Source organism: Hymenobacter aranciens, from assembly GCF_030580865.1.
In the GTDB taxonomy this organism is placed as follows: Bacteria; Bacteroidota; Bacteroidia; order Cytophagales; family Hymenobacteraceae; genus Hymenobacter; species Hymenobacter aranciens.
The window spans coordinates 18458-41000 of sequence record NZ_JAUQSY010000008.1; the positions used below are offsets into that span (position 1 = coordinate 18458).

Annotated in this window: 21 protein-coding genes; 7 read left to right on the forward strand and 14 right to left on the reverse strand. The window is 64.1% G+C overall.

Annotated features, from left to right (window positions below):
• The first annotated feature begins 14 nt into the window (after positions 1-14).
• Together Q5H93_RS12880 and Q5H93_RS12885 are read left to right on the forward strand one after the other, a co-directional pair.
• Positions 15-404, forward strand: a complete 390-nt coding sequence (locus Q5H93_RS12880) for a BlaI/MecI/CopY family transcriptional regulator (protein WP_305006948.1) — start codon at positions 15-17, stop codon at positions 402-404.
• The gene (locus Q5H93_RS12885; protein WP_305006950.1) at positions 394-1869 is read left to right on the forward strand and encodes a POTRA domain-containing protein; all 1476 of its coding nucleotides are present in this window, start codon (positions 394-396) and stop codon (positions 1867-1869) included. The genes Q5H93_RS12880 and Q5H93_RS12885 overlap by 11 nt, the downstream gene beginning before the upstream one ends.
• An 81-nt stretch (positions 1870-1950) precedes the next feature.
• Here Q5H93_RS12885 and Q5H93_RS12890 read toward each other — a convergent pair whose 3' ends face one another.
• The 4 genes from Q5H93_RS12890 to Q5H93_RS12905 are packed head-to-tail and all read right to left on the reverse strand — an operon-like array spanning position 1951 to position 5576.
• On the reverse strand, positions 1951-3051 hold the full coding sequence (locus Q5H93_RS12890) for a glycosyltransferase (protein WP_305006951.1): 1101 nt from the start codon (positions 3049-3051) through the stop codon (positions 1951-1953).
• Positions 3052-3054: 3 nt separating this feature from the next.
• The gene (locus Q5H93_RS12895; protein WP_305006952.1) at positions 3055-3843 is read right to left on the reverse strand and encodes a polysaccharide deacetylase family protein; all 789 of its coding nucleotides are present in this window, start codon (positions 3841-3843) and stop codon (positions 3055-3057) included.
• A complete protein-coding gene (locus Q5H93_RS12900) occupies positions 3840-4397 on the reverse strand; it encodes a hypothetical protein (RefSeq protein ID WP_305006953.1) in 558 nt (185 codons plus the stop codon). The genes Q5H93_RS12895 and Q5H93_RS12900 overlap by 4 nt, the downstream gene beginning before the upstream one ends.
• An 18-nt stretch (positions 4398-4415) precedes the next feature.
• Positions 4416-5576: a glycosyltransferase family 4 protein gene (locus tag Q5H93_RS12905; RefSeq protein WP_305006954.1), complete on the reverse strand. Its 1161-nt coding sequence runs from the start codon at positions 5574-5576 to the stop codon at positions 4416-4418.
• A 290-nt stretch (positions 5577-5866) separates the two neighbouring features.
• On the opposite strand from Q5H93_RS12905, the gene Q5H93_RS12910 reads away from it, so the two are divergent.
• Both Q5H93_RS12910 and Q5H93_RS12915 read left to right on the forward strand, forming a co-directional pair.
• Positions 5867-6952 (forward strand): GumC domain-containing protein, encoded by a 1086-nt coding sequence (locus tag Q5H93_RS12910; protein WP_305006955.1) that lies wholly within the window; start codon positions 5867-5869, stop codon positions 6950-6952.
• Positions 6949-8415, forward strand: a complete 1467-nt coding sequence (locus tag Q5H93_RS12915) for an O-antigen ligase family protein (protein ID WP_305006956.1) — start codon at positions 6949-6951, stop codon at positions 8413-8415. Before Q5H93_RS12910 ends, Q5H93_RS12915 begins: the two co-directional genes overlap by 4 nt.
• A gap of 5 nt (positions 8416-8420) precedes the next feature.
• Here Q5H93_RS12915 and Q5H93_RS12920 read toward each other — a convergent pair whose 3' ends face one another.
• From Q5H93_RS12920 to Q5H93_RS12940, 5 genes are all read right to left on the reverse strand, one after another.
• Positions 8421-9731: a PP2C family protein-serine/threonine phosphatase gene (locus tag Q5H93_RS12920; protein ID WP_305006957.1), complete on the reverse strand. Its 1311-nt coding sequence runs from the start codon at positions 9729-9731 to the stop codon at positions 8421-8423.
• Between the two features lie 123 nt (positions 9732-9854).
• A complete protein-coding gene (locus Q5H93_RS12925) occupies positions 9855-10988 on the reverse strand; it encodes an ABC transporter permease (RefSeq protein WP_369811017.1) in 1134 nt (377 codons plus the stop codon).
• Positions 10989-11246, reverse strand: a complete 258-nt coding sequence (locus Q5H93_RS12930) for a hypothetical protein (protein ID WP_305006959.1) — start codon at positions 11244-11246, stop codon at positions 10989-10991. It lies immediately after the preceding gene.
• Between the two features lie 57 nt (positions 11247-11303).
• Positions 11304-12851, reverse strand: coding sequence for a carboxylesterase/lipase family protein (locus tag Q5H93_RS12935; RefSeq protein ID WP_305006960.1), 1548 nt, complete (start codon positions 12849-12851; stop codon positions 11304-11306).
• Positions 12852-12948: 97 nt separating this feature from the next.
• Positions 12949-13488 (reverse strand): c-type cytochrome, encoded by a 540-nt coding sequence (locus tag Q5H93_RS12940; RefSeq protein ID WP_305006961.1) that lies wholly within the window; start codon positions 13486-13488, stop codon positions 12949-12951.
• Between the two features lie 153 nt (positions 13489-13641).
• On the opposite strand from Q5H93_RS12940, the gene Q5H93_RS12945 reads away from it, so the two are divergent.
• The gene (locus Q5H93_RS12945; protein WP_305006962.1) at positions 13642-14790 is read left to right on the forward strand and encodes an acyltransferase family protein; all 1149 of its coding nucleotides are present in this window, start codon (positions 13642-13644) and stop codon (positions 14788-14790) included.
• Between the two features lie 73 nt (positions 14791-14863).
• Positions 14864-15406, forward strand: coding sequence for a dihydrofolate reductase family protein (locus Q5H93_RS12950; protein WP_305006963.1), 543 nt, complete (start codon positions 14864-14866; stop codon positions 15404-15406).
• A 2-nt stretch (positions 15407-15408) separates the two neighbouring features.
• On the opposite strand, the gene Q5H93_RS12955 is transcribed toward Q5H93_RS12950, so the two are convergent.
• Both Q5H93_RS12955 and Q5H93_RS12960 read right to left on the reverse strand, forming a co-directional pair.
• Positions 15409-16452 (reverse strand): glycosyltransferase, encoded by a 1044-nt coding sequence (locus Q5H93_RS12955; RefSeq protein ID WP_305006965.1) that lies wholly within the window; start codon positions 16450-16452, stop codon positions 15409-15411.
• A gap of 185 nt (positions 16453-16637) precedes the next feature.
• Complete coding sequence (locus Q5H93_RS12960; RefSeq protein WP_305006966.1) at positions 16638-17573, reverse strand: lysylphosphatidylglycerol synthase domain-containing protein; 936 nt, start codon at positions 17571-17573, stop codon at positions 16638-16640.
• Positions 17574-17654: 81 nt separating this feature from the next.
• On the opposite strand from Q5H93_RS12960, the gene ruvC reads away from it, so the two are divergent.
• Entirely contained in the window at positions 17655-18305 is a 651-nt protein-coding gene (ruvC, locus tag Q5H93_RS12965) for a crossover junction endodeoxyribonuclease RuvC (RefSeq protein WP_305006967.1), read from the forward strand.
• A gap of 141 nt (positions 18306-18446) precedes the next feature.
• Here the strand turns inward: ruvC and Q5H93_RS12970 are convergent, their stop codons facing one another.
• From Q5H93_RS12970 to Q5H93_RS12980, 3 genes are all read right to left on the reverse strand, one after another.
• Entirely contained in the window at positions 18447-20189 is a 1743-nt protein-coding gene (locus Q5H93_RS12970; protein ID WP_305006968.1) for a T9SS type A sorting domain-containing protein, read from the reverse strand.
• Positions 20190-20624: 435 nt separating this feature from the next.
• Positions 20625-20879, reverse strand: a complete 255-nt coding sequence (locus Q5H93_RS12975) for a hypothetical protein (protein ID WP_305006969.1) — start codon at positions 20877-20879, stop codon at positions 20625-20627.
• Positions 20880-21050: 171 nt separating this feature from the next.
• Complete coding sequence (locus tag Q5H93_RS12980) at positions 21051-22028, reverse strand: hypothetical protein (protein WP_305006970.1); 978 nt, start codon at positions 22026-22028, stop codon at positions 21051-21053.
• Positions 22029-22543 lie beyond the last annotated feature (515 nt).

Below are 22543 nucleotides of genomic sequence, written 5' to 3' on the forward strand. Positions count from 1 at the left end.
TTTACCTTTGCCACATGGAGGAACTAACTAAAACTGAGGAGCGCATCATGCACGTGCTCTGGAAGATGAAGAAAGCGTTTGTGAAAGACGTCATCGACCAGCTGCCCGACGACCCCAAGCCACCCTACAATACTATTTCGTCGGTGGTGCGCATTCTGGAGCGCAAGGGCTACGTGGGTTTTAAGGCCTACGGCAAGACGTATGAGTACTTTCCGCTCATCAGTAAGATGGAGTACCGGGCGGCCAGCTTCCGGCGGTTGCTGACGCAGTATTTCGATAATTCGCCCACGGCGCTGGTGTCGTTTATGGTGGAGGAAACGCTGAGCCAACGCGAGAAGCAGCAGCTGCTGGATTTACTGCATCAGTCTGAGAAACCCGATGAGCCCGCCAACGATGCCCGCTAGCCTGTTATTCTACCTGGCGGCGGCCAGCAGCTGCCTGGCCGTGTTCGGGCTGCTGTACCGGCTGCTGCTAGCCCGCCTCACCACGTTCACCCTGAACCGGGCGTATCTGTTGGGAGCACTGGCCGGCAGCTTGTTGCTGCCGTTGCTACCGCTGCCGCGCGCCTTGGCGCAGCTATTGGTGGCCGCCCCTGCTCCGGCTGGGCTGCCAGACTTTGGGCTGCTACGCCTTAGCTGGCCGGCGGCGGCGCCAGTCGTGCACGCTGCTACGCCAGCCAGCCCGACAGTGGATTGGCTATGGCTGGGTGCGTGGCTGGTGGTGGGCGTTTATGTGGTGGGAGCCTTGCGCAGGCTGCTGGTCAGCGTTCGGCACGTGCGTGCTTTGCGGGCGCTGGCGCGGCAGCATCCGCAGATGCAGCGGGCCGGCTGCACGCTGGTGCAGCTGCCGGCGCCCGACCGGCCCGCCTTCTCGTTTGGCCGCTACGTGTTTTTGTCGCCCATGCACGAGGCGCTGAGTGCGGCCGAGCGGCAACAATTGCTGGACCACGAGCAAGTACACATCCGCCAGCGGCACACCCTCGACCTGTTGCTGGCTGAAGCAGTAAGTATTGCGCTGTGGTTTAGTGGCCTGGGGGTGTATTTCCAGCGGCAGCTCAAAGTCGTGCACGAATACCTGGCCGATGCGGCGGTGGTGCGGGAGCAGGCCAGCATCGTCGGCTACGGCGAGCTGCTGGTGCGGCTGGCGGCGCAGCAGCCTGCCTTTGCCCTGGCCCACTCGCTGGCCGAAAAACCGATTTTTCTTCGAATCCAAATGCTCACCCAAAAACCTTCCTCTCTCATGCAAAAGCTCCGCTTTCTCCTGGTTTTCCCCGCCATTGCCCTGACCTGGGCGGCAACGGCCAGCATTGGCGCACCCGGCACCGAGCCGGTGACGCCGACAGCCCAAACCACTACCCCGGCCCCTAATGGCCGCATTGGCCGCATCAGCTGGCAGGGTAATACGCTGGTCTCGGCGACCGAGCTTACTAAACTCCTGGGCCTGAAGCCCGGCGACGCTTACGACTCGGCGGCCGTGGCCCAACGGCTAAACTACCGCGCCGATGGCCAGGATGTTAGCTCACGCTATATGGACCAGGGCTACCTGTTTTTCTCCGTCACGCCCAGCGTGGTGCGGCAGGCCAATGGCACCGTTGATTTAACTTTCATTCTCAGCGAAGGCCGCCCGGCGCAGCTCGGCAACATCACGATTGCGGGCAACACCAAAATCAGCAGCGCAGCCCTGCTGAAACTCATTCCGTTGCGCTCAGGCCAGCCGTTTAGCCGGGCCAGGCTGCTGGAAACGCAAGCCATTCTAGCCAAACAAGGGCAGTTTGACCCGAAAAGGACAGCCGTTAACCCGATGCCCGTAATGCGCCCGGCCCAGGCTACCGACCAGGTAGATATTGCGTTGGTTGTGGTTGAGAAGTAAAGCGGCAAAGCTGCGTTTATCCAGCTGGTGGCAAGCGCTTCGCAGCAAGGGCACTGATGTCATGTCAGTGCCCTTTCGTTTTTAGTAGCGCCGCCCTTTCCACTCCACCTGAGGCCGCAACAGGCGGTAGGCCAGCAGACTGACCGTCAGCCCCAGCGTATACAGTTCGAACAGCGGCAGCAGCGACCAGCGCAGCCGCAGCCCCGCCCGACGGTGCGCGGACATCAGCAATAGCCCCTGCACCAGCAGCTTACTCAGCCACACGCCCGCCGCCAGCGCGGGCGCCAGCCAGGCCAGCCCCGCCAGCACCGGCCAGATACCGCTGAAAAACGCCAGCTCCAGCCGCAACCTTAACGGCGCCCCCTCGATACCCGCCAGCCAGCGGCGGCGCTGCCGCAGCAGCCCCCCCCAGCTGCGCATGGGCAAGGAGTCGGCCCGGGCCGCGGCCTCGAATACCTGCCGGAAATCAAAGCCTTGCGCCAGCACCGCCCGAAACAGGGCATAATCTTCGGTAACGGAGAAGGGCAGCGCCTCGTAGCCGCCGGTGGCCTCGTAGGCGGCGCGGGTTACGAGCATGTTGTTGCCCATGGCCGTGACGGGGCGGCCGGTGTCGCTTATCATCTGCAGCAGGGCCAGCGAAAACAGCCAATCGAGGCCCTGCAGCTGGTCGAACAAGCGCGGCCCGCGCACTGCTGTAATGCCCGTGACGGTACCCACGCCCGGCGTGGCGCGGGCCAGCAGGGTTTCTATCCAATGGTCAGGCAGCTGGATATCAGCATCGGTGATGAAGAAATAGTCGGCCGTGGCGCAACGGGCCAAATGGGCCAGCACATTGGCCTTACCCCGCGCCTGGCCCATGTTTTCGGCGATGCGCACTACCTGAAACTGCCCGGCGAAACCGCGCATAGCGGCCTCGGCCACGGCAGCGGTGCGGTCGGTGCTGGCGTCGTCACCCACCCAGATTTCCATTAATTCAGCCGGGTAACTTAGCGCTCGCAGGCTGGCCAGGCAGCGTGGCAGGGCCTGCTCCTCGTTGCGCGCCGCAATGAGAATGCTCACGCGGGACAACGTCGGGGGCAGCGGAGCCACCGGGCCCGCGCCGCGTCGGCTGGCAAACCGCCACGCCGCCCCCGCCAGCGCCAGCAGCCACAAGGCACAGAAAACCAACAATACGTATTCCATTTCCTACAACGTCTCAAACCGAAAGCCCCGCCCGGCAAAATGCGCCAACACGCGGGGCAGCACGTAACGCAGCCGGGCGCTGGCCTTGCGGCTGTCGTGAAACACCACAATATCGCCGGGCCGCATGGCGGCCAGGGTCTGGCGCAGGCACTTTTCGGGGGCCAGGTCGGGGTCGTAGTCGCGCGTCAGCACCGACCACATAATGATTCGATAATCAGACTTTAGCGCTTGAATGAGCGAGCGGGTGAGCCGACCGTAGGGTGGGCGGAAGAGAGGTTGGGAATCCAAAGAAGCTGAGAATACTGAGGTTGTGGCTTGGCTTTGGGTGTTCGGTACTGGGTGTTGGGTGTTGGGGGTTGGGGGTACGGATTGCCCCAATACCGAATCCCCAACACCTAACACCCCGTCATCACTGTTATCAAACACTACCCGCAGACCCTGCTGGCACTCTGACACTTCGCTCAAATACTCTTTTCCTGTTACCTGCCAAGCACTTCGGTGGTGCTGCGTATGGTTGCCCAGCCGGTGGCCGGCGGCCAGGGCGGCGCGGGCTATTTCGGGGTAGCGGGCCACGTTGTCGCCCACGCAGAAGAAGGTAGCGCGGGCGTCGAACTGCGCCAGCTGCTCCAGCACCCAGGGCGTTTCGTCGGGGATGGGGCCGTCGTCGAAGGTGAGGTAAATAACTGGGGCACCAACTACTGCAGGGGCGGCCGTCCACTCGCAGCCGGGCAGCAGGGTGTGCAGCAGCTTGGGCGGGCGGGTCATCACTAGAGCCTCCAGCCACTTGCTCATGAGCGCACGATTCGCATGTAGGGCACGTCGGCGCCGGGCAGCGGGCCCAGCACCGAGGCCAGCACCTTGAGGAAGGCCTCGGCGGTATCGGGGCGGCCACCGGCCGGGCCCCGGCCCAGGTGGTGGTGGTAGTCGCCCTGCCACTCGCCCACCACGGTGGGGCTGCCGTGGTCGGTGCTCAGGCCCAAAGTGGCTTCGAGGGTGAAGTAGCGCGGGCGCGCTTCGGGCAGGTCGTCATCGGCTTCGTCGGGCTCTTCGCCCAGCTCCTCATCATAGACCAAGGCGGCAAAGTGCGCTTCGGTAGTGGATTGAGGGGCTGGCAGATGCACCAGCGCCGTGACGCGCCCCGCCACCTCGTGCCAGCTCAGGCGCAGGCCGCGGGGCGGCACCCGGTCGGCGGGTGCGAGGTCTTCACCGGCCTTGTCCCACACGTAGAGCAGCAGGTCGCGGGCCAGGGCGGGGTCGCTCAGTTCGCGGCGCACGGCATCGGGGCGGCGCCAGACCAGCTGGGGCAGCAGCACATGAACGAAATTGTAGGGATGCGGACGGGCCATGCGAGGGGCAAAAGTACGCTATTTCGTTTGAGCTGCCACCTCCGAAATGGCCTCCTGCACGGCTTGCCACAGCACCGCCGCGCTGGCGTCCCACGAAAAGCGCTGCACGTTGGCCAAGCCACGCTCGCGCAGCTGCTGGCGCAGCGCCGCGTCGTGCCAGAGGCGGCCCAGGCCGGCCGCAATGGCGGCGGCGTCGAAGGGGTCAGCCAGCACGGCGGCACCCGGTCCGGCCACTTCGGGCAGGCAGCTGGCGTCGGAGGTGAGCACCGGGCAGCCGCTGGCCTGCGCCTCCACAATGGGAAGGCCAAAGCCCTCCAGATAAGGCACAAACACCGTTGCCAGCGCGGCAGCGTAGAGGTCGGCCAGCTCGGCATCGCTCACCCGGCCAGTGAAATGCACGGCTGCTTGGTGCTGCATCTGCTGGTAAGCGTCAAAAATCGGCCCGGCCTTCCAGGCCCGGCGCCCCACGATGAGCAGCTGCGCTTCGGCAGCAGCCGGCCCCTGCTGCTGCTTGAATAAATCGAAGGCCTGCAGCAGCTTGTCCAGATTTTTGCGGGGATGCAGAGCCCCCACGAACAGGAAATACGACTGCCCGCCACTGAATCGGGCGCGGGTGGCGTGCTGTGCCGCCGGCGGCTGCGGCCGGAACAGTTCGGCCGGCGCGTTGTATGCTACGCTGATGCGCTCGGGCACAACACCATAGGCCTGCCCAATATCGGCCTTGGTGGCTTCCGACACAGCCACCAATCGGGCCGAGGCAGCTACAAACCGAGGCATGAAAAAATGGTAATACCTGCGCTGCAACAGGCTCATATCAAGCGGAAAATGCCTGAAAGCCAAATCGTGAATCACCGTTACGCGGGGTACGCGGGTAGCCAGCGTAGTGAAACCGTCGGGGCTCAGGAAAGCGGCCGGCCGGTGCCGGGCCAGCCACCAGGCCACCGCTCCCTCAAACCAGGCCGCGAACAGCAGCGGATGCCGGGCCGACGGATACAGCACATGCGGCACCACATTGGGGCCAAGCACGTAACGCGCATCATAGGCCCGGTCGAAAAGGAAGTGAAAGGTGACTTCCGGGTGCTGCTGCACCAGCCGACGCAACGTTTCGTGGCTGAAGCGACCAATTCCTTCCAATTGGTTGCCTGGCAGCAGAAAACGGGTATTTACGGCAATGTGCATATGAAATAAATAGTCGATAAAAGCATCACGCCAAGCATTTTATCTGGCGCGCAAACTCCCTGACGAGCTACTGCCGCAGCATAGCGGAGATACCAATGGCGGCTTCTCCGCGTTGGGGCTGCTGTAGGTGCCACAACCCGGCAGCTGGCTGGGCTGCCGGCCCCGCAAAACTACAGCAGCGGCCCGGCCACGGCGGCGGGTCGGCCCATTTCGGGTTATCTTTGCCCTGCCGTCGAACCGTCAGCTACTCATTACAAAGCGGTACGGGGCTAATTGTCTTTTCGTCATTTATGTCTGCATCTTCGTTTTCGCTGGTTGGCCTGGGGCCAATAATTAACCGTTGGAAGTCCCTGGTGGGTGGCGCGGTGGTGCTCGCCGCCATCATCAGCACCGTGGTGGCGCTCGTGCTGCCCAATGTGTACAAGTCCACCTCCGTATTTTTTCCGACTACTCCGCAGACTTCTGACCCCGACCGCCTGCTGGACGAAAGCACGGAAAACCGGCGGACGCTGGAGCTGACCGGCCGGGCCGAAGACCTCGACCGCGTTATCACCATCGGGGAGTCGCAGCCACTGGCGGAGATGATTATCAAGAAGTACAACCTCCACAAACACTATGAAATAGGGACGCCCGGCGACGATGCCTCCGACAACGCGGTGCTCTCTGAGTTCAGCAGCAACCTCAGCATTGTACACAACGAGCGCGACGCCATCGAACTGACGTTTATGGATACCGACAAGTTTTTGGCCGCCCGCATTGCCAATGATATCGTGCAGGCCATTGACTCGATGAACCAGCAACTGACGTACGAAAACCGCCGTAAAGTTCTAAACCTCTACCGCTTGCGCTACGAAACCATCAGCAATCTGTACGAGAAAAACCGCCGGGCCCTGGTGGCCGCCCGCTACCGCAAAGGCGTGTTTGGGCTGGAGATGCAAGGGCGCTACCTGGCCAAGGAGATTATCAGGGTTGAAACTGAGCTGCGCAAGGCCGAAGCCGGCGGGGGTGGCAATGTGACCGCCCTGCGGCGGGCTATGCACGGCCTCACCCGCGCCGATGGCGGCAACGTCATCAATCTGGAAAACTTTACCAACGGCGGCGACTCCGTGAGCATGCTTGCCGACCGCACCAACAACCTGCAGAACCGCCTCGTGTCGGCGCAGGCTGCCTACGAAACCGCCACGCTTAGTATTAAAGGGCAGGTTTCGAGCCTCTACGTAGTGCAGAAAGCCTATCCGGCCACCAAGAAAGTGAAGCCCGTGCGCTGGCTGATTGTGGTGGGCTCGGTGCTCATCACGCTGGTGCTGTCGGTGGTGGTGGTGTCGCTGCTGGAGCTGTTTCGCCATCAGCGGCAGCGCGGGGAGGCTGGCTCGTGAGCAGCCTGTGGCAACGGCTGCGGCGCCTGGAGGCCGAGCAGCGGTTTTTCATCGTCTTCGTCACGCTGCTGCTGCTGGGCGGCGCGGGCGCGGTTTTGCGGCACGATTTGTCGTTGCTGCTGCCGGGAGTATTGCTGGCTGGCGGCGCAATAGCCTTTCTGGAATGGCGGATTCTCTATTACCTGCTGTTTTTTTCGCTGCCGTTTTCGCTGGAAATCGGGCTGCCGGGCGGGCTGAGTATGGACGTGCCTTCCGAGCCGCTCATGTTGGTGCTCATGGCCTGCGTGGGCCTGATGCTGCTGCTGGGCAAGGGCCGGCTGCCGCAGCGCGAATGGCTGCACCCGCTGATGATAGTGCTGGCGCTCATGCTGCTGTGGGCAGCCGTAGACACGCTCTTCTCGGTTGATATCACCAAGTCAGTCAAGTACCTGCTGGCCAAAACCTGGTACATTATGCCGTTTTTGCTGGGGACGCTGCTGCTGGTGCGCCGCCCGGCGCAGGTGTGGCAGCTGGTGGCCGTGTACGTTACGAGCACTTGCCTGGGGGTGCTGTATGTGGTCAGCCGCCATGCCGGGCGTGGGTTCAACTTCGACGAAATCAACTGGTCGCTTAAGCCGTTTTTTCACAACCACGTCATCTACGCCACGCTGCTGGCCACCCTCATCCCCTACGTGCTATATGCCTATCGGGCAACCCCTAACAAAGTCGTTCGCCTGGCCTGGATAGTAGCGTTGCTGGTGCTGCTGTTCGGGCTGTTCACGTCCTACACGCGGGCTTCCATGCTGTCGCTGCCGATTATCGCCATCTACTACGGGGTGCTGCGCCTGCGCCTGACCAAAGCACTGTTGCTGAGCGCGGGACTGGCGGCGGGCAGTGCCGCCACCTATTTCATGCACAACGATAGGTATATGCTGTACGCGCCGGAGTTTGAGAAGGTGATTTTCAACGGCAAGAACTTCAGCCGCCACCTTGAGGCGACCTACAACATGCAGGACGTATCGGGCATGGAGCGGGTGTACCGCTGGGTGGCCGCAGCGCGCATGATTGCCGACAAGCCCTTGGTAGGAAGCGGCCCTTCGACCTTTTACCCCGAGTATAAAAACTACACCGTCAGAAGTTTCCGGACTTACGTAAGCAACAACCCCGAGAAATCAACCTCGCACAACTACTTCCTGCTGCAGCTGGCCGAGCAGGGCATTCCAGGGTTTGTACTGTTTGTGGTGCTGGTAGCTTTCACGCTGCTCACGGCCGAGCGGCTTTACCACCAAACGGCCCGGCATCCGGCCCTGCGCCGCGTGGTGCTGGCGGTTACGCTGTCGCTGGTAGTTATTCTTTTCCACCTGCTGCTCAACGAGCTCATCGAAGTCGATAAAATCGGCGCCCTGTTCTTTGTGGGGCTGGCCCTGCTGATTCGTCTGGAAAGCTGGGTAATAGAAGCCAACCAGCTAACGAATAAGGAGTAACCCGCTTACTTAAACCAGCAGCTCAGAATGGTAATGTCGTCGGCAAACTTATCACCGTTGACGTTGAACTTCTTACACGCTTCCAGTAGCTGCTGATTGAGCTCGGCCAGGGGCAGGTGGCGGTGGCTTTGCAACACCCGTAGCACGCCTTCTTCGCCAAACTCATTGCCGTGGGCGTCGAATATCTCGGTTAGGCCATCGGTGTACAGCAGCAGCAGCGACTGCGGCTCGATGACCACCTCCCCTACCATCAGCATCGGCAAATCTTCCATGATGCCGAGGATGATGGTGCCGTGGCTGAGCTGTTGGACGGTGCCGTCGGGGCCCAGCAGCATGGGGTCGTTGTGCCCGGCATTCACGTATTGCAGGCGGCGGGTGCGGCGGTTGTAAACGCCCAGAAAAGCGGTGATAAACTTCTCACCGTTCGCATTTTCAAACAGCAACGTGTTTAGCTCCGTTACCACCGCCGTGAGCTCGCCGCCCTGGCGCAGCATGGTGCGCAGGCCGGCCTGGAAGTTCGACATCAGCAGCGAGGCGGGCACGCCCTTGCCGCTCACGTCGGCTACGCAGAGCAGCAGGCGGTCGGCGTCGATTTCAACCACGTCGTAGTAGTCGCCGCCGATTTCGGCGTGGGGGCGGTACTCCTTCTCAATCAGCAGGTCGGTATCGTTGGGCAGGCGCTGGGGAAACAGCCGGTTCTGCACGTCCTGGGCAATTTCGATTTCCTTGCGCACCGCCGCATCGCGGATGCTCTGGTCCTGCAGGCGGCGGTTTTCGATGGCTCCTAGCAGGGTATTAGCCAGCGCCGTCAGAAATTTTATCAGCTTCTGGCGGTCGTAGTTGCGGCGCAGGCCGCCAATGAACACGTAGCCCGCCACCTGCTGCTGGCGCAGCACCGGAATCAGCATCTCGTAGCGCTCCCAGTCGGGGCCGAGGTTAAAATCCTCGATGGAGCGCTCCTCGTCGATGTGCCCGGCAGCCACCGCAGCCGGCAGCTGCAGGTGTTGCAGCTCGTCTTCGGGGCGGCCGAGGGCCATTTTGGCCTGAAAAGTGTCGCCCTGCCGCACGAACAGCAGCAGGTGCTCGACGGCACGCTGGCCCTCCAGGGTGAAGTGCAGCATGCGGTAGAGCACCTCCACACTGTGGTGGCTGGCGGTCATGTGCTGAGCCAGGCCGAGCACCGTTTCCAGTTCGAAATCCTTGATGATGAGGTCGCGGCGCAGCTGCTTCAGCTGCTCGTCGCGCGCAGCCAGCGCCTGCGCCCCGGTGAGGTCGGCGGGCTTATCGGGGGTAATAGGAGCAGTGGCGTGCGGCATGCAATCAAGGGCGGACTTGGTAGAGAGAGGACAAGGTAGCAAATAGCTGGGTGAAATACCGGTTAATTTTTATCGCCGCTCCCCATTTGCCTCACCTCAATCAAACTCAAAGATGGCGCGAATTTACCCGATTATCGTCGTTTTCGGGTCGTAGGCGTCGCGCAGGCCGTTGCCGAGCAGGTTAAAGCTCAGCACCAGCAGCGAGATAGCCAGACTGGGCCACAGCGTGAGCCACAGGCCCGCCTCGGTGCCGAGCAGGTCGTAGCCTTCCTTCACCATCAGGCCCCAGCTGGGCGCGGGCGGCTGCACCCCCAGACCCAGAAAACTCAAGCCCGCTTCGAGCAAAATGGCGGCGGCAAAATTACTCGTGGCCAGCACGATGAGCGGACCGCGCAGGTTGGGCAACAGGTGCCGGACGATGAGGCGGCCGGTGGGCAAGCCCAGCACCCGCCCGGCCTCCACGAAGGTGGCCGAGCGTAGGCTGAGCATCTGGCCGCGCACCACGCGGGCCACGTCCACCCACATGGTGAGGCCCACGGCTACGAAGCTTACCCACACGCCTTTGCTGTCGAGCGCCAATGAAATGGCGATGACCAGCATGATGCCGGGAATGCTCCACACCACGGTCATCAAGCCCAGCAGCAGGGCGTCGATTTTGCCGCCGAAGTACCCCGCCAGCGCCCCGATGGCCATGCCCAGCACCATCGAAATAAGCACCGCCACCAACCCGATACCCAGCGAGATGCGCGTGCCCAGCAGCAGGCGGCTCAGCTCGTCGCGGCCGGCTTTGTCGGTACCCAGCCAGTAGGTAAAATAACGGGCGACGGGAGTGGCAAGCTCACTTTCGGGGAAGCGCTGCTCGGCCAGAACTGGGCTGCCGGGAGGGGACCATAGCTGGTAGGTAGCAGTGGCGATTTTCACCGAACCAAAATGAAGCACCGGAATTTCTTCGGCCGTTGGCTCCTGGCCGTGCAGCCAGGTGCTGAAAATGTTAGAAGCCGGGCGTAACGAATCGGGCAGGGACCGCCGCATCAGCCGCACCCGCAAACCCGGTGGCTGCTTCTGCAGCTGCACAAAGCCGTGGTTGGCATTGGGCGAATTATCCGGCAACACCCAGTAGCCCAGCAGCGCCACCAGCGCGCACAGCGCGATGAACACCGCCCCGGCCACGGCGGGCCGGTTCTGGAGCAGGCGCTGGCGCACGTAGTAGCCGGGGGACCGGGCGGGTGCGGGGGCAACGGGGGCCACGGTCGCCATCTAGCGGGTGTTGTGCTGGAGCAGGCCTTCCTTCGAGGCCAGGTAGGCGGCGTCGCGGGCGATGGCGCCGAAGGAGGTGGTTTCGTAGGCCAGCTCGGTGTCGGGGTCGGGCCAGTAGCTGCGCACGAGGCCCTGCTCCAGCAGGCCGCGGAGGAGGTTTTCGAGCTCGGGGGCGGGCAGGCCGGTTTTGTCGAGCAGGGTGCGGAAGGGGGTTACGAAGTACAGCTCGTCGAGCAGGTCGTATTCGGCGTCGGTCACGGGAAGGTAAGGCAGCGGGGTGCGATGCTGTCGGCGCAAAGGTAGCGGCGCGGCCCGCTAGCGCCAGTAGCCTTGCATGGGAAAGCTGGCGTCTTCGTAGGGCGCTTTGCTTAACTCGGTCTGGCTGTCGGCTTTGAAGACCATCAGCATTGGGCGGGCGGGCGTGTACATGGGCCAGTCGGGGCCGGGCCGGCCGCTGCGGATGAAGCTAACCCAGTGCGCGTGCATCAGCGCGGCCAGGGCGGGGTTGGCGGCTTTGCCGGGGGCGGTGGAAGGCGCGGCGGTGGCTTCGGCCGAGCTGCCCCGGGGTGCATTCCACACAAAAGCCAGCTCCTGGGCGTGGATGGGTCGGGTGGTGGCGTCGGCGTAGTCGAAGCGGTAGAGCCAGGTGGGCAGGCCCTGCGCGGCCAGCTGCCGGGCTAAGCGGTAGGTGGCGAGGCGGTAGAGGTAGTCGGTAAGGGTGGTGTTCCAGGCGTCCAGCGCGTCAGGAATAGTCTTTTGGCGCTGCTGGTAGGCCTGCCACACCAGCGGGCCGTTGTGAGTGCCGAATACTTTATCGAGCGCGGCGGCGTTGGGCGTGGCCAGGATGGAGCCCGCGCCGCTAAACAGCCGCGCCTCCTCCAGATTGGTGCCCAGCAGCACCCGCACGGGCGGCGCCTGCCGGCGCAGCAGCTCCAGCGGCGGCGCCGGGATGGTGCGGCCGTCGAGCACCGGGCCGAAGACCTGCAAGCCGCCCGCGCCGCTGGTAAACCGGGCCTGCGCCCGCACCAGCGAGTCGGCGGGCAGGGTGAGCAGGCGCTGGGCGGGCCCGCCCAGCGCCTGCAGCAGCTGCCGCGCCACCGCGCCGGCGGTGGCGGTGTCGCGGATGGCCTGCACGGCGCCGCTTTCCAGGATTACCTGCTGAAACAAGCCTTTGGCGGCGGGCGTGGCCAGCAGGGCGCCCACCAGCTTGGCCCCGGCCGACTCGCCCATCACCGTCACGCGGCGCGGGTCGCCGCCGAAAGCGCTGATGTTGGCGTGCACCCAGCGCAGGGCGGCCACGGCGTCGAGCAGGCCGCAGTTGCCGGCTTGCTCGTAGCCTTTGCCCAGCGTGGCGCCCAGTTGCAGGAAGCCCAGGCTGCCGAGGCGGTAGTTGAAGCTGACCACCACGATGCTATCGCGGGCGGCGAAGGTCCAGCTGTCGTGGTCCTGGCCCGAGCCGCCGGTGAAGGCGCCGCCGTGCACCCACACTACCACCGGGTGCTGCTGGCGGCCGTTGTTTTGGGGCGCCCACACGTTGAGATAGAGGCAGTCTTCGGCGCCCTGCGTGCCGGTGGGACCGGCCTGGGTGGCCCGGGGACCGAATTTTATGGCGGCCAGCACGGCGCTATGCGGGCGGGGCGGCTGCGGCGGGCGGAAGCGCAGGGCGCCCATCGGCGGCTGGGCGTAAGGAATGCCCCTAAACACGTGCAACGGGCCCTCCTGCAGGCCCTGCACCGGGCCCTGCTTGGTGTCCACTATCCAGTTGGGGCCCTGAGCGTGGGCCGATAAGCTGGCACCGGGCCAGGTTAGCAGGAAACACAGCACCAGGGCCCAACGCGGGGCCGCGGCTTGCAAAAAACGCATAAGCAGAAAGTAACAACCCGAGGCAAACAACACCGCCGACCAGCCGCGCCAAGCCGCAAGCTAATCGGCTGGTAAAAGTAGTGCCGCCCGCCGGGTGCTAGTCCACGACTACGCCTTCCGCACTGGCTATTGCCATCCCCCCTTCCTGCGAGGCCACGTAGGCAATAATAGCCATGATTTCCTCGTCGGTCAGGTTGAAGCTGGGCATCTGCTGCTTCTGGTACTCCTCGAATAGCTTCACGGCGTAGGCATCGCCGCCGGCCACCATTTTGCTGGAGTTTTTTACCCAGGGAATAAGCCAGGCGATGGGGCGCCGCCTTGTGATGCCCGCCAGGGCCGGGCCTACCACTTTGTCGTTCACGGCGTGGCACTGGGCGCAGTTGCCTTTGAACAGGGCATCGCCCGCATCTACTACTGCCGCATCGGCCGCACTCAGGATGGCCCGCGAAGGGTATAAAGAAGGTGTGCCACACCACCCGGCTACCGTATCAGAAGGTGTTTCCGTGACATCGTGCTTCGCCGCTGGCTGTGAGGCAAACCCTACGAGGCTAACCGCATTAAGCAGCGTGTAGCCGAGCAAGACGACGATGGCGGCCATGCCCGCCGACAAGGCAAATCCGGTGGAGTTAGTAGCCATCGTGCACAAGGGGTTGAGAGTTGACACTAAACTACTACCTAACCGGCCAGCCTCTGGTTTGGTTGGCATCCAATGGCTTTTCAAGGCCGTTTTTTTGCCAGTTGCCGCAGTGGCGGCGCGTACCTTTGGCTTTTGGCTTTGCTTTCCTGAATTATGGCCACGCCCAGCGTTGACCACTCCCCCGCCCGGCGGCATTTTCACTCGCTGGAGGCGCTGCGCTTCTTCGCCTTTTTGAAGGTGTACCTGCTGCACGTGCCGCTCAATGTGCCCTCGCCGGTGCTGGGCTACCTCAAGCGGGGGGGCGGCATCGGGGTGCAGTTCTTCTTCGTGCTCAGCGGCTTTCTCATTACCTACCTGCTGGTGGCCGACAAGCAGGCCAACGGGCAGGTGGGCGTGCGCCGGTTTTTCGTGCGGCGCAGCCTGCGCATCTGGCCCTTGTTTTATGCCGGGGTGCTGCTGGCCTTCCTGCTGCCCGAGGCCTGGGCCGAGCGCTGGGGCCTGCACATGATGGGCGGCGGCTACGTGCCCGACTGGCGCTTCTCCTTCACCTTTCTGGAGAACTACAAAATGCTGCTGATGGACAACTTTCCGCGCGTCACGCCCCTGTCGGTGTTCTGGTCATTGTGCATCGAGGAGCACTTCTACCTGCTCTGGATGCTGATGGTGTGGCTGCTGCCGCTGCGCCGGGTGCCGGGGTTTCTGCTGGCCTGCGTGCCATTAGCTTGCCTGGCCCGCTTCGTGGAGCCGTCCATCTTCCACAACTCCATGATTGACACGAATGATTTGCTGACGCACCTCGACGTGTTTGCCGCCGGGGGCGCGCTGGGCTACTGGGTGGCTACGGACTACGCCGGTTTCTCGGCCCGCCTCAATGGCCTGCCGCTGGCACTGCGCTACGGCTTTATCGGATTGGTGCTGACGCTGGTGGTGTTTCAGGCCGACTTGCTGCCCTACGTGCCGGGCAGCGTGTTCAACGTGTTTCGGCCCCTGCTCATTGCCGCGTTGTTTGCGGGGCTGGTGGCGCAGTTTCTGCCTGAGGGCTCGGTTATCCGGCTGCGCAGCCGGGTGCTGCATTACCTGGGCAGTATCAGCTACGGGCTGTATGTGTGGCACATTGTGGTGGTGCACGTCGTGTTTCAATATTGCCTGAAGCATAACATTGCGCTCGATACCTGGTCGCAGGCGGCAGCGATGGTAGTTATTACTTTGGGCGGCTCGGTGGGACTGAGTGCGCTATCGTTCCGGTATTTTGAGGCTCCGTTTCTGCGGCTGCGCGATAGGTTGACGGGGCGGGCGGCGTAGGTGGTAGTCCGGTAGGGCGAATGCAGGCCAGACCGTTTATTTGCGGTCCGATTCATCTCTTTTCTCTTCCGCTATGAGCCGCAAAGTCATTCTCTACATCGCCATGAGCCTCGATGGCTACCTCGCCAAGAGCAACGACAACATTGATTTCCTGACGCAGGTGGAGCGGCCGGGCGAAGACTACGGCTACGCCGACTTCCTGAGCACCGTGGACACTGTTATCTGGGGCCGCCGCACGTACGAGAAAGTCCTAACCATCAGCCCTGAGTATCTACACCAGGACAAGCAGGTGTACGTGCTGTCGCAGTCCCGCACCGGGCAGGCGGGGCATGTCACCTTCGTGCCCGATGTGCAGGAGTTGATAACGACCCTCAAAGCCCGCGAAGGCAAGGACATCTACTGCGACGGCGGCGGCGAGATAGTAGCCGCCCTGCTCCGGCACGGGCTGATTGATAGGCTGATTGTCTCCGTCATCCCGCATTTACTGGGCGAGGGCATTCGGCTATTCCGCGACGGGCGGCCCGAGCAGGCGCTGGCCTTCAAGCGCAGCATCAGCTACCCCTCGGGGCTGGTGCAGCTGTGGTACGATAAGGCCACGGCCACACCTGCGGAATAACGTCAGTTCTGAACCGCCCTCCCCTTCCACTGGTACCCGCCGCGCCAACCGGCCACCCCCACGGCCAGCGCATACGGCGCATACAACAGCTGCAGGGGCAGCAACAGGGCCAGCCAGCGCCGCCGTTGCAGGAAGGCCAGCACCGGGGTTAGCAGCCAGGCATCGGCGGCGAGCTTGAGGAGCCAGGCGGCGGCCACCCAGGGCCAGAGGGCGGGGCGGGCCAGGGCCACGCCCAGGCCCGCGGCGAGGCTGACGTTGGCCCCGAGCACCAGCAGGGCCAGGTAGCGCGAGGCGGGGCTTTGGTAGTGCCGCCACTTGCTAGCCCAGCGCACGCGCTGCCGCAGCAGGGCCCGCACGGTGGGCGGCGCGGCGGTGCGGGCCAGGGCCGCCGGGTGCGCCAGGAAATGCGCGGTACCGGGGAAGGCAGCGTGGACCTTATGGAGCAGGAACTCATCGTCGCCGCTGGCCAGGTGCTGGTTGTCGAAGTAGCCGCCGACGGCCTCGAAGGCAGCGCGGCGGTAGGCCAGGTTGGAGCCGTTGCACATGGTGGGGTGCTGGCGGCCCAGGCAGGCGGCGCCCACGCCCACCAGCCCGGCAAACTCCAGGCCCAGGAGGCCCGTGAAAAAGGTGGGCGGCCCGGTGAGCAGCACTGGGCCGCTGATGAAATTGGCGGTGGGCTGCTGCTGGATAAAGCCGGCGTAGGCGGCGAGCCAGCCGGGGCCGAGGCGGCAGTCGGCATCGGTGCACACGAGCCAAGGGGCGCGGGCCCGGGCCAGGGCGGCGGCCAGGGCGGCTTTTTTGCCGGTTTCGGACGGCGGGAGGGTGATGAGGTGCAACGCGAACGGGGCCGTGGCCGCCGCGGCCAGCACCAGCGCGGCGGTGGCATCGGTGGAGTGGTCGTCGGCAATCAATACCTCGAAGTGGGCGGCGGGAAAGGCCTGGGCGGTGAGGTCGGCGAGTAATAGCGGCAGGGCTTCGGCCTCGTTGCGGGCGGCAATGAGGATGGAAAAGGCGGGCGCAACCTCACCCCCTGACCCCCTCTCCAAAAAAGAGGGGGCACCGGTTATGCCTGGTCCGTTTCCTATACTATCCGCCAAGCCCCCCTGCGCATGACCGGCTCCCCCCTCTTTTTTGGAGAGGGGGGTCGGGGGGGTGAGGTGCCACCCGCCGCGTAACCACCCCATCACCACCGCATACAGCCCCGGCAACGCTAATAATCCCAGCCCCCCAATCATCCCTTCCCCCGCTTTTGGCGCAATACCCGCACCCCCGGCACCAGCAGCAGCCCCGCCGCACTCGGCAGCGCGATATTGAGTACCCACAAGCTCAGACTAGCCGACAGTACCGGCAGCGCCGGCTGCCCCAGCAAGCCGAATAAATGCGTGGCCGACAGCTCGCGCACTCCCACGTCGGCCAGGGCATTGAGCGAGGGCACCAACGACTTCAGGAGGAAGGTACCGGCCACGGCGGCCAGCCCCGGCCCCAGCGGGCTGCCCACCCCGTAGGCGTAGAGCAGCAGCAGAAACTGCCCGCAGAACACCCCGTAGCGCAGCCCCGCAATGGCCAGCACCGCGTGCAGCGCCCGCACCGGATACGTCGGCATCACGGCCAGCGCGGGGCGGAAGCGGCGCAGCGGCCGCCACAGCCCCAGGGCCGCCACCAGCAGCCGCGAACGATACAACGGCAGCAATACCGCCCCGCTGAGTAGCAACGCCAGCACCACCAGCCCGAGGCCCAGCGCCGGGTAGCCCCGCACGTAAAATTTCAGGAGAAAATACAGCAGCCCGGCCACCCCGCCCAGCACCGTGACCACCAGCTGGCAGTAGCGCCCCAGAAACACGGCGCCCAGCGCCCGCACGCGCTTGCTTTTGAGCTCCAGGATGCGGCCGGCATAGTCGCCCACCCGGTTGGGGGTGGCGAAGCCGAGCGTGAGGCCCACCATGACGGCCCGGAAGCTGCGGCCAAACGTGACCGGCTCCAGGTGCCGGGCCAGGCGGTGCCACTTCCAGGCTTCGAGGCCCCAGTTGAGGGGCACCAGGGCCAGAGCCAGCAACACCGGCAGGCGGCCGGCCCCGCTCAGGGCCGTGCTTAATAGTTTGCGCCAGGCCCGGGCCGTGTCGGGCTCGGCAAAGACGGAGTTGTAGAGCAAAGCCAGGGTCAGCAGCATGACGCCGATTTTGCCCAGCGTAATCCAACGGCCCCAGCGGCGTGGTTCTTTTGGCGGGGTTGGGTCGTAACTTTGGGTGGTATGCCCGCCCCCACTCGTCCGCGCCCCGCGCCGGCCCCCGATTTGCTCCCCAAGATTATCCTCGGCGTCGACCCCGGCACGCAGATAATGGGCTACGCCGTGATTGAGGTGCGCGGCCAGCGCGTGGACGTGCTGTGCTACGACGTCATCAACATGAAGGCCCTGGGGTCTAACCATGCCGTAAAGCTAAAGCGGATTTTTGACCGCATGCTCGAGCTCATCGATGAATACCTGCCCGATGAGCTGGCCATCGAGGCCCCGTTCTTCGGCGTCAACGTGCAGAGTATGCTCAAATTGGGCCGGGCGCAGGGTGTGGCCATCGCGGCGGCCCTCTCGCGCCAGATTCCTTACGTGGAGTACGCGCCCACGAAGGTCAAGCAGTCCGTGACGGGCTCGGGCTCGGCTACCAAGGAGCAGGTGGCCCACATGCTGCGCCAGACCCTGACGCTGCCGCCGGTGGCCGAGGCCAGTAAGTTTCTGGATGCTACCGATGCGCTGGCCGTGGCCATGTGCCACCATTATCAGAAGGGCAACAACGCGGGGGCGGCGGGCAATAAAAGCTGGGGGGCGTTTCTGGCGGAGAATCCTGATAGGCTGGGCGCGGCTACTACCAAGAAAAAGGTGGTTAAGCCGGCTGCGCCGCGTTCCTGAGGCAGCGGGCGGCAACCTCACCCCCCGCCCCCCTCTCCAAAAGAGAGAGGGCACCGGTCTTGCGCCTGATAAAAAACGTCTGGCTCCCCCTCTTTTTTGGAGAGGGGGCCGGGGGGTGAGGTTGACGGCAGACACCTGCCCCTACTCTAGCACCAAGCGCTTCGTGACGGCACCGCCGGGGAGCGCGACGCGCAGCCCGTACACGCCGGCCGGCAGGTGGCGCAGGTCGAGGGTGGTGCTGGCGGTGGTGCGCTGCAGCACTACCTGGCCCAGGGCGTTGCGCAATTGTACGGCGGCAGGACCGGCGGGCAGCTCCAGGCGCACGCGGCCGGCGGCGGGGTTCGGAAACAGCTGCACCTGGGTAGCCAACGCGGCGGTGGTGGCCGTGAGCGTGGGGGTGGCCGTGGCCACAAAAGCACGGGGCTGGGCCGACACCCCGGCCAGCACCGGCACGTTGCCGAAGGTGGCGGGTGGTACCACGCTGCCCAGCAGGTAGGTAAAGCCCCCTAGGGGCACCACCGCGCCGGCCGTTTCGTTGCCGGTGCCGCCAGCGCCCAGCGTCCAGGCAAAGCTGGCCGAGGGGCCGGCATCGTCGAGCCGGCTCAGGAATACGTCGGAAGTAGTGGTAGGGCCGCTGTTGAGCAGCGTGCGGCTGCCGAAGCTGGCGCTGGCGCCGCCAAAGGTGCCGCCCAGGTACAGGGCCGGGCCCTCGGCGGCGAGGCTGGTGCCGGTGTCGGTGCCGCTGCCACCGCCGCTGAGGGCCCATACCACGCTGGGGCCGGTGCCGGTGTCGGTGAGCTTGGTGATGAAGGCATCGGTGCTGCCGGCGCTGGTGAGCGTGGCGCCCCCCGTGAGCACGAGGCCCACGGAGTAGGTGCCGGCGGCGTAGAGGGCGCCATTGTGATGCAACAGCTGATTGGCGCGACTGCCGACGGTGCCCACGTTCGTAGTGCCCAGGCGGCTGGCCCAGGTAAAGCGGCCGCTGGTGCCGGTATCGGTGAGCCGGGCCAGGTAGGGGTTGGGGATGAGGGCGCCCGACGGAATGCTGGCGGCCCCGAAACGCCCGCTGCCGGCGAGCCCGCCGGCCACGTACACAGCGGTGCCCTCCACGGCCAGGGCCTGGGCCGTGATGCCATTGATGCCCACTGCCACTTCGACCCAATCAACAATAACGTCGCGGCCGGCATCGGTCAGGCGGCCCACAAACAGGTCGCGGCTACCGGCCAGGTTGCTATTGAGGATGAAGCTGCCGAAATGCAGGGCCGCATTGAAGATGCCAGCCACGTACACCGACGTGCCACTCACGGCCAGGGCCGTCACGGGGGCAGTATTCGAGCTGGAGCGAATGGGCTGCACCCACGTCCAGCTGGCGCTGCTGCCGGTGTCGGTGAGCTTGGCCACGTAGCCACCCATCCCGCCGGTAATGTTGTAGGGCTGGCTGCCAAAGTTGGTAGTGCTCTGGTTAAAGTTGCCGGCCACGTAGATGCTGTTGCCCGCCACGGCCACGGCGGCGGGCTGGTTGTCGCTGGTGCCGCCGGCGCTGCCGTTCACTTGCACAGCCCACACGAAGCTGTTGGTGCCGGGCCGGAACCGGGCCACGTAGGTACACCGGCCGCTGGTTACATTATTACTGAGCGTGGTGCTGCCAAACGTTACCGTGCCCGTAAACGAGCCGACGAGTATCAGGTCGCCCCCGCTGGTGGGGGTGCTGGCTATCACATTGGCTGTGGCGGGCACGTAGATGCTGCTCAGCGAGCTGTTGGTAGCCGTGGCTACGGCCTGCCAGCCGGGCACCTGGGCGCGGGCGGGGGCAGCGGCCAGCGCGCCGGCCAGCAGGGCCAGCCCGGTCAGGCGCAAGAGGGACGGGGGTAGCAGTGGTGTCATATAAGGGAAACGAAGGTGGTGAGGGATGCGCCCCCGGACGGCGGCGGAGCCAGGGGGCAGATGGGCGGTAAATGTAGCAGAATAATCTGAACGGGCGCCAGTCAGGTAGTTGGGCAGGATAATGTAGTGCTGGGGGTCGGGCGGCAACCTCACCCCCTGACCCCCTCTCCGGGGGAGAGGGGGCACCGGTCTTGCGCCTATCGAAAAATTTCTGGTGGGCCCTGGCGCCAACCTCACCCCCTGACCCCCTCTCCAAAAAAGAGGGGGCACCGGTCTTGCGCCTGATAAAAAACGTCTGGCTCCCCCTCTTTTTTGGAGAGGGGGCCGGGGGGTGAGGTTGGCCCGGGCAGAGAAGCCCTGCGCAGGGCCCCGACTAAAAAAGAAGCCTCTCCCCGGTTCCGGGGAGAGGCTTCTTTGCTGGTTAAAAGCGGCTGCTTATTGCTTGGCAGGCACCTGGTCTACCACGCCGTTGGCGGGCTGGTCGCGCACCACGGCGGTGTCGCCGTTTTCGGGCATGGCGGTGTTGGCACCGTCGTGGTCGGGGGTTACGGCACCTTCCACGGCTGCGCCGGTGGCGTCGGCGGCGTTTTCAGTGGTGGCTTCGGCATTCTCCTGTTGCTTATCGGTGCAGGAGGCGGTAGCGAAGGCCAGGGCGGCGGCCACGAACAGGGTGTTGAGGGAGATTTTCATACGTACTTGGTTGGAAAGGTTTGGTACGTCCCTTCATAAGCGCAGCCCGCAAAGGTAACCCGTAAGGCTCAGTTTACCTGCAAGTAAGTCTTTGCTGCTAAGGCGTAAAAAAGTTGGCGCGGGGAGTAGGAATGAGCGCGGCGCCGCAAGTGCTGGGGCGCTGGCCCACCCCTACCCCAGCGTCACCTTATACTGGCCCAGCTCGGAGGTGGGGTTGTGCACCAGCAGGTAGGGCAGCACAGTGGGGTCGCCTAAGCCTTGCAGCTTCATTTTTTGCTGGGCGCCGGGCACTATCTCCACCACGCCGGTGCTGGGAAACTCGGTGGGCGAGGCGCTGAGCGCGAAGCAGAGCCGCACGGGGCCGGGGTTGGCCAGCACCAGGCGCTTGGTGGCGGCGGGCAGGGTGTCGGCCACCACATCGGCCGTGAGCTGGGGCTGGATAAAATCGGCGAAGGTGCTGGCGTGGCTGCCGTTGCTGACGCGCAGCAGCAGGGCGTGGTTGGTGGCCGCCTGACGCTGCTTGAGCTGCTCGGGGGCCGGGTAAGCCTGCACCACGGCACACTCGTTGAGCCAGAGCTGCTGGTTGAGGGCTTGCTCGGCCGTACTGCTATTGAGGCGGCCGGTGTTGACGGCCGTTTTCTCGGTGGTCTGCACTTTGCGGTCGTCCCAGTAGGCCTTGATGGCCCCGTTGATTTCCTCGGTAATTTCCTTGGTTACCAGCGTCGGGTTGGCTTTCAGATTCTTGCTCATCTCGTCCAGGCGCTCGGCGGCATTGGTGTGGTTGAGCTCGGTGGTGAAGTATTCGACGTGGGTGGTAAAAATCTTTTTCAGCAGGCTTTTGTCGCCCTGCACGCGTTTTTTTACGAGCGGAGCGTTGCTGCCGATGGCGTAGCGCACGGCGGCGAGCTTTTCGTTGGTGCTGGCCGTGGCGCCGGTCTGCTGGCTCAGGCTGGAGCCAGTGCTGCCCAGGGCGGCGCTCAGGGCTTCGCAGCAGGCGCGGGTGAGGTCGATGTGGCTGGCAAAAATGGCCGCGTCGAGGGCTTCGAGGCGGCTGGCCTCGTCCAGGCCAAATACGATTTTGCGGGCGGGGGTGAACGTGGGGTTTTCGAACGGATTTTGTTGAAAAGCGCCCTCCAGAATGGTGGTCATTTGCAAAAAATTAAAGATGAGAGAAAGACATTCGGCACAATTGCCGGCCAAATGTAAACGAAGCGACGCAAAAAACCAATATGTTTTATCGTTTTCGCATCGTTCTCATCCTTAGGGGCCGGTCTGGTTTCGCAGCGGAGCCAGCCGGGCGGCTTGCTGCCGTGCTTTTTTATGCTGACGCCCCCCTCTGGCAGCTGGCAGGGCCGACCGCTAAAAAAAGCCGGGGCCACGCGCTGCTTGCAGTGCTCCCTACTAAAAAAAGGAGGGGCAACGAACTGCCTGGAGTGCCTGCCAGTAAAAAAAGCAAGGCTAACTAGCTGCTTGTAGGACCAGCCAGTAAAAAAAGTGCGCTTACCGGGCTGCTTGTAGCACCTGCCAATAGAAAAATAGCGAGCAACAAGCATCTGACCCTAGCTCTGCATGCAAAATTTCAGAGCAATAAGGGGCTTGTCAGCTATAAAGCAGCTAGCGGCTGGGGCCAGGTGGCCGGGTCGGTACGCAGCCGGCAATGCCCG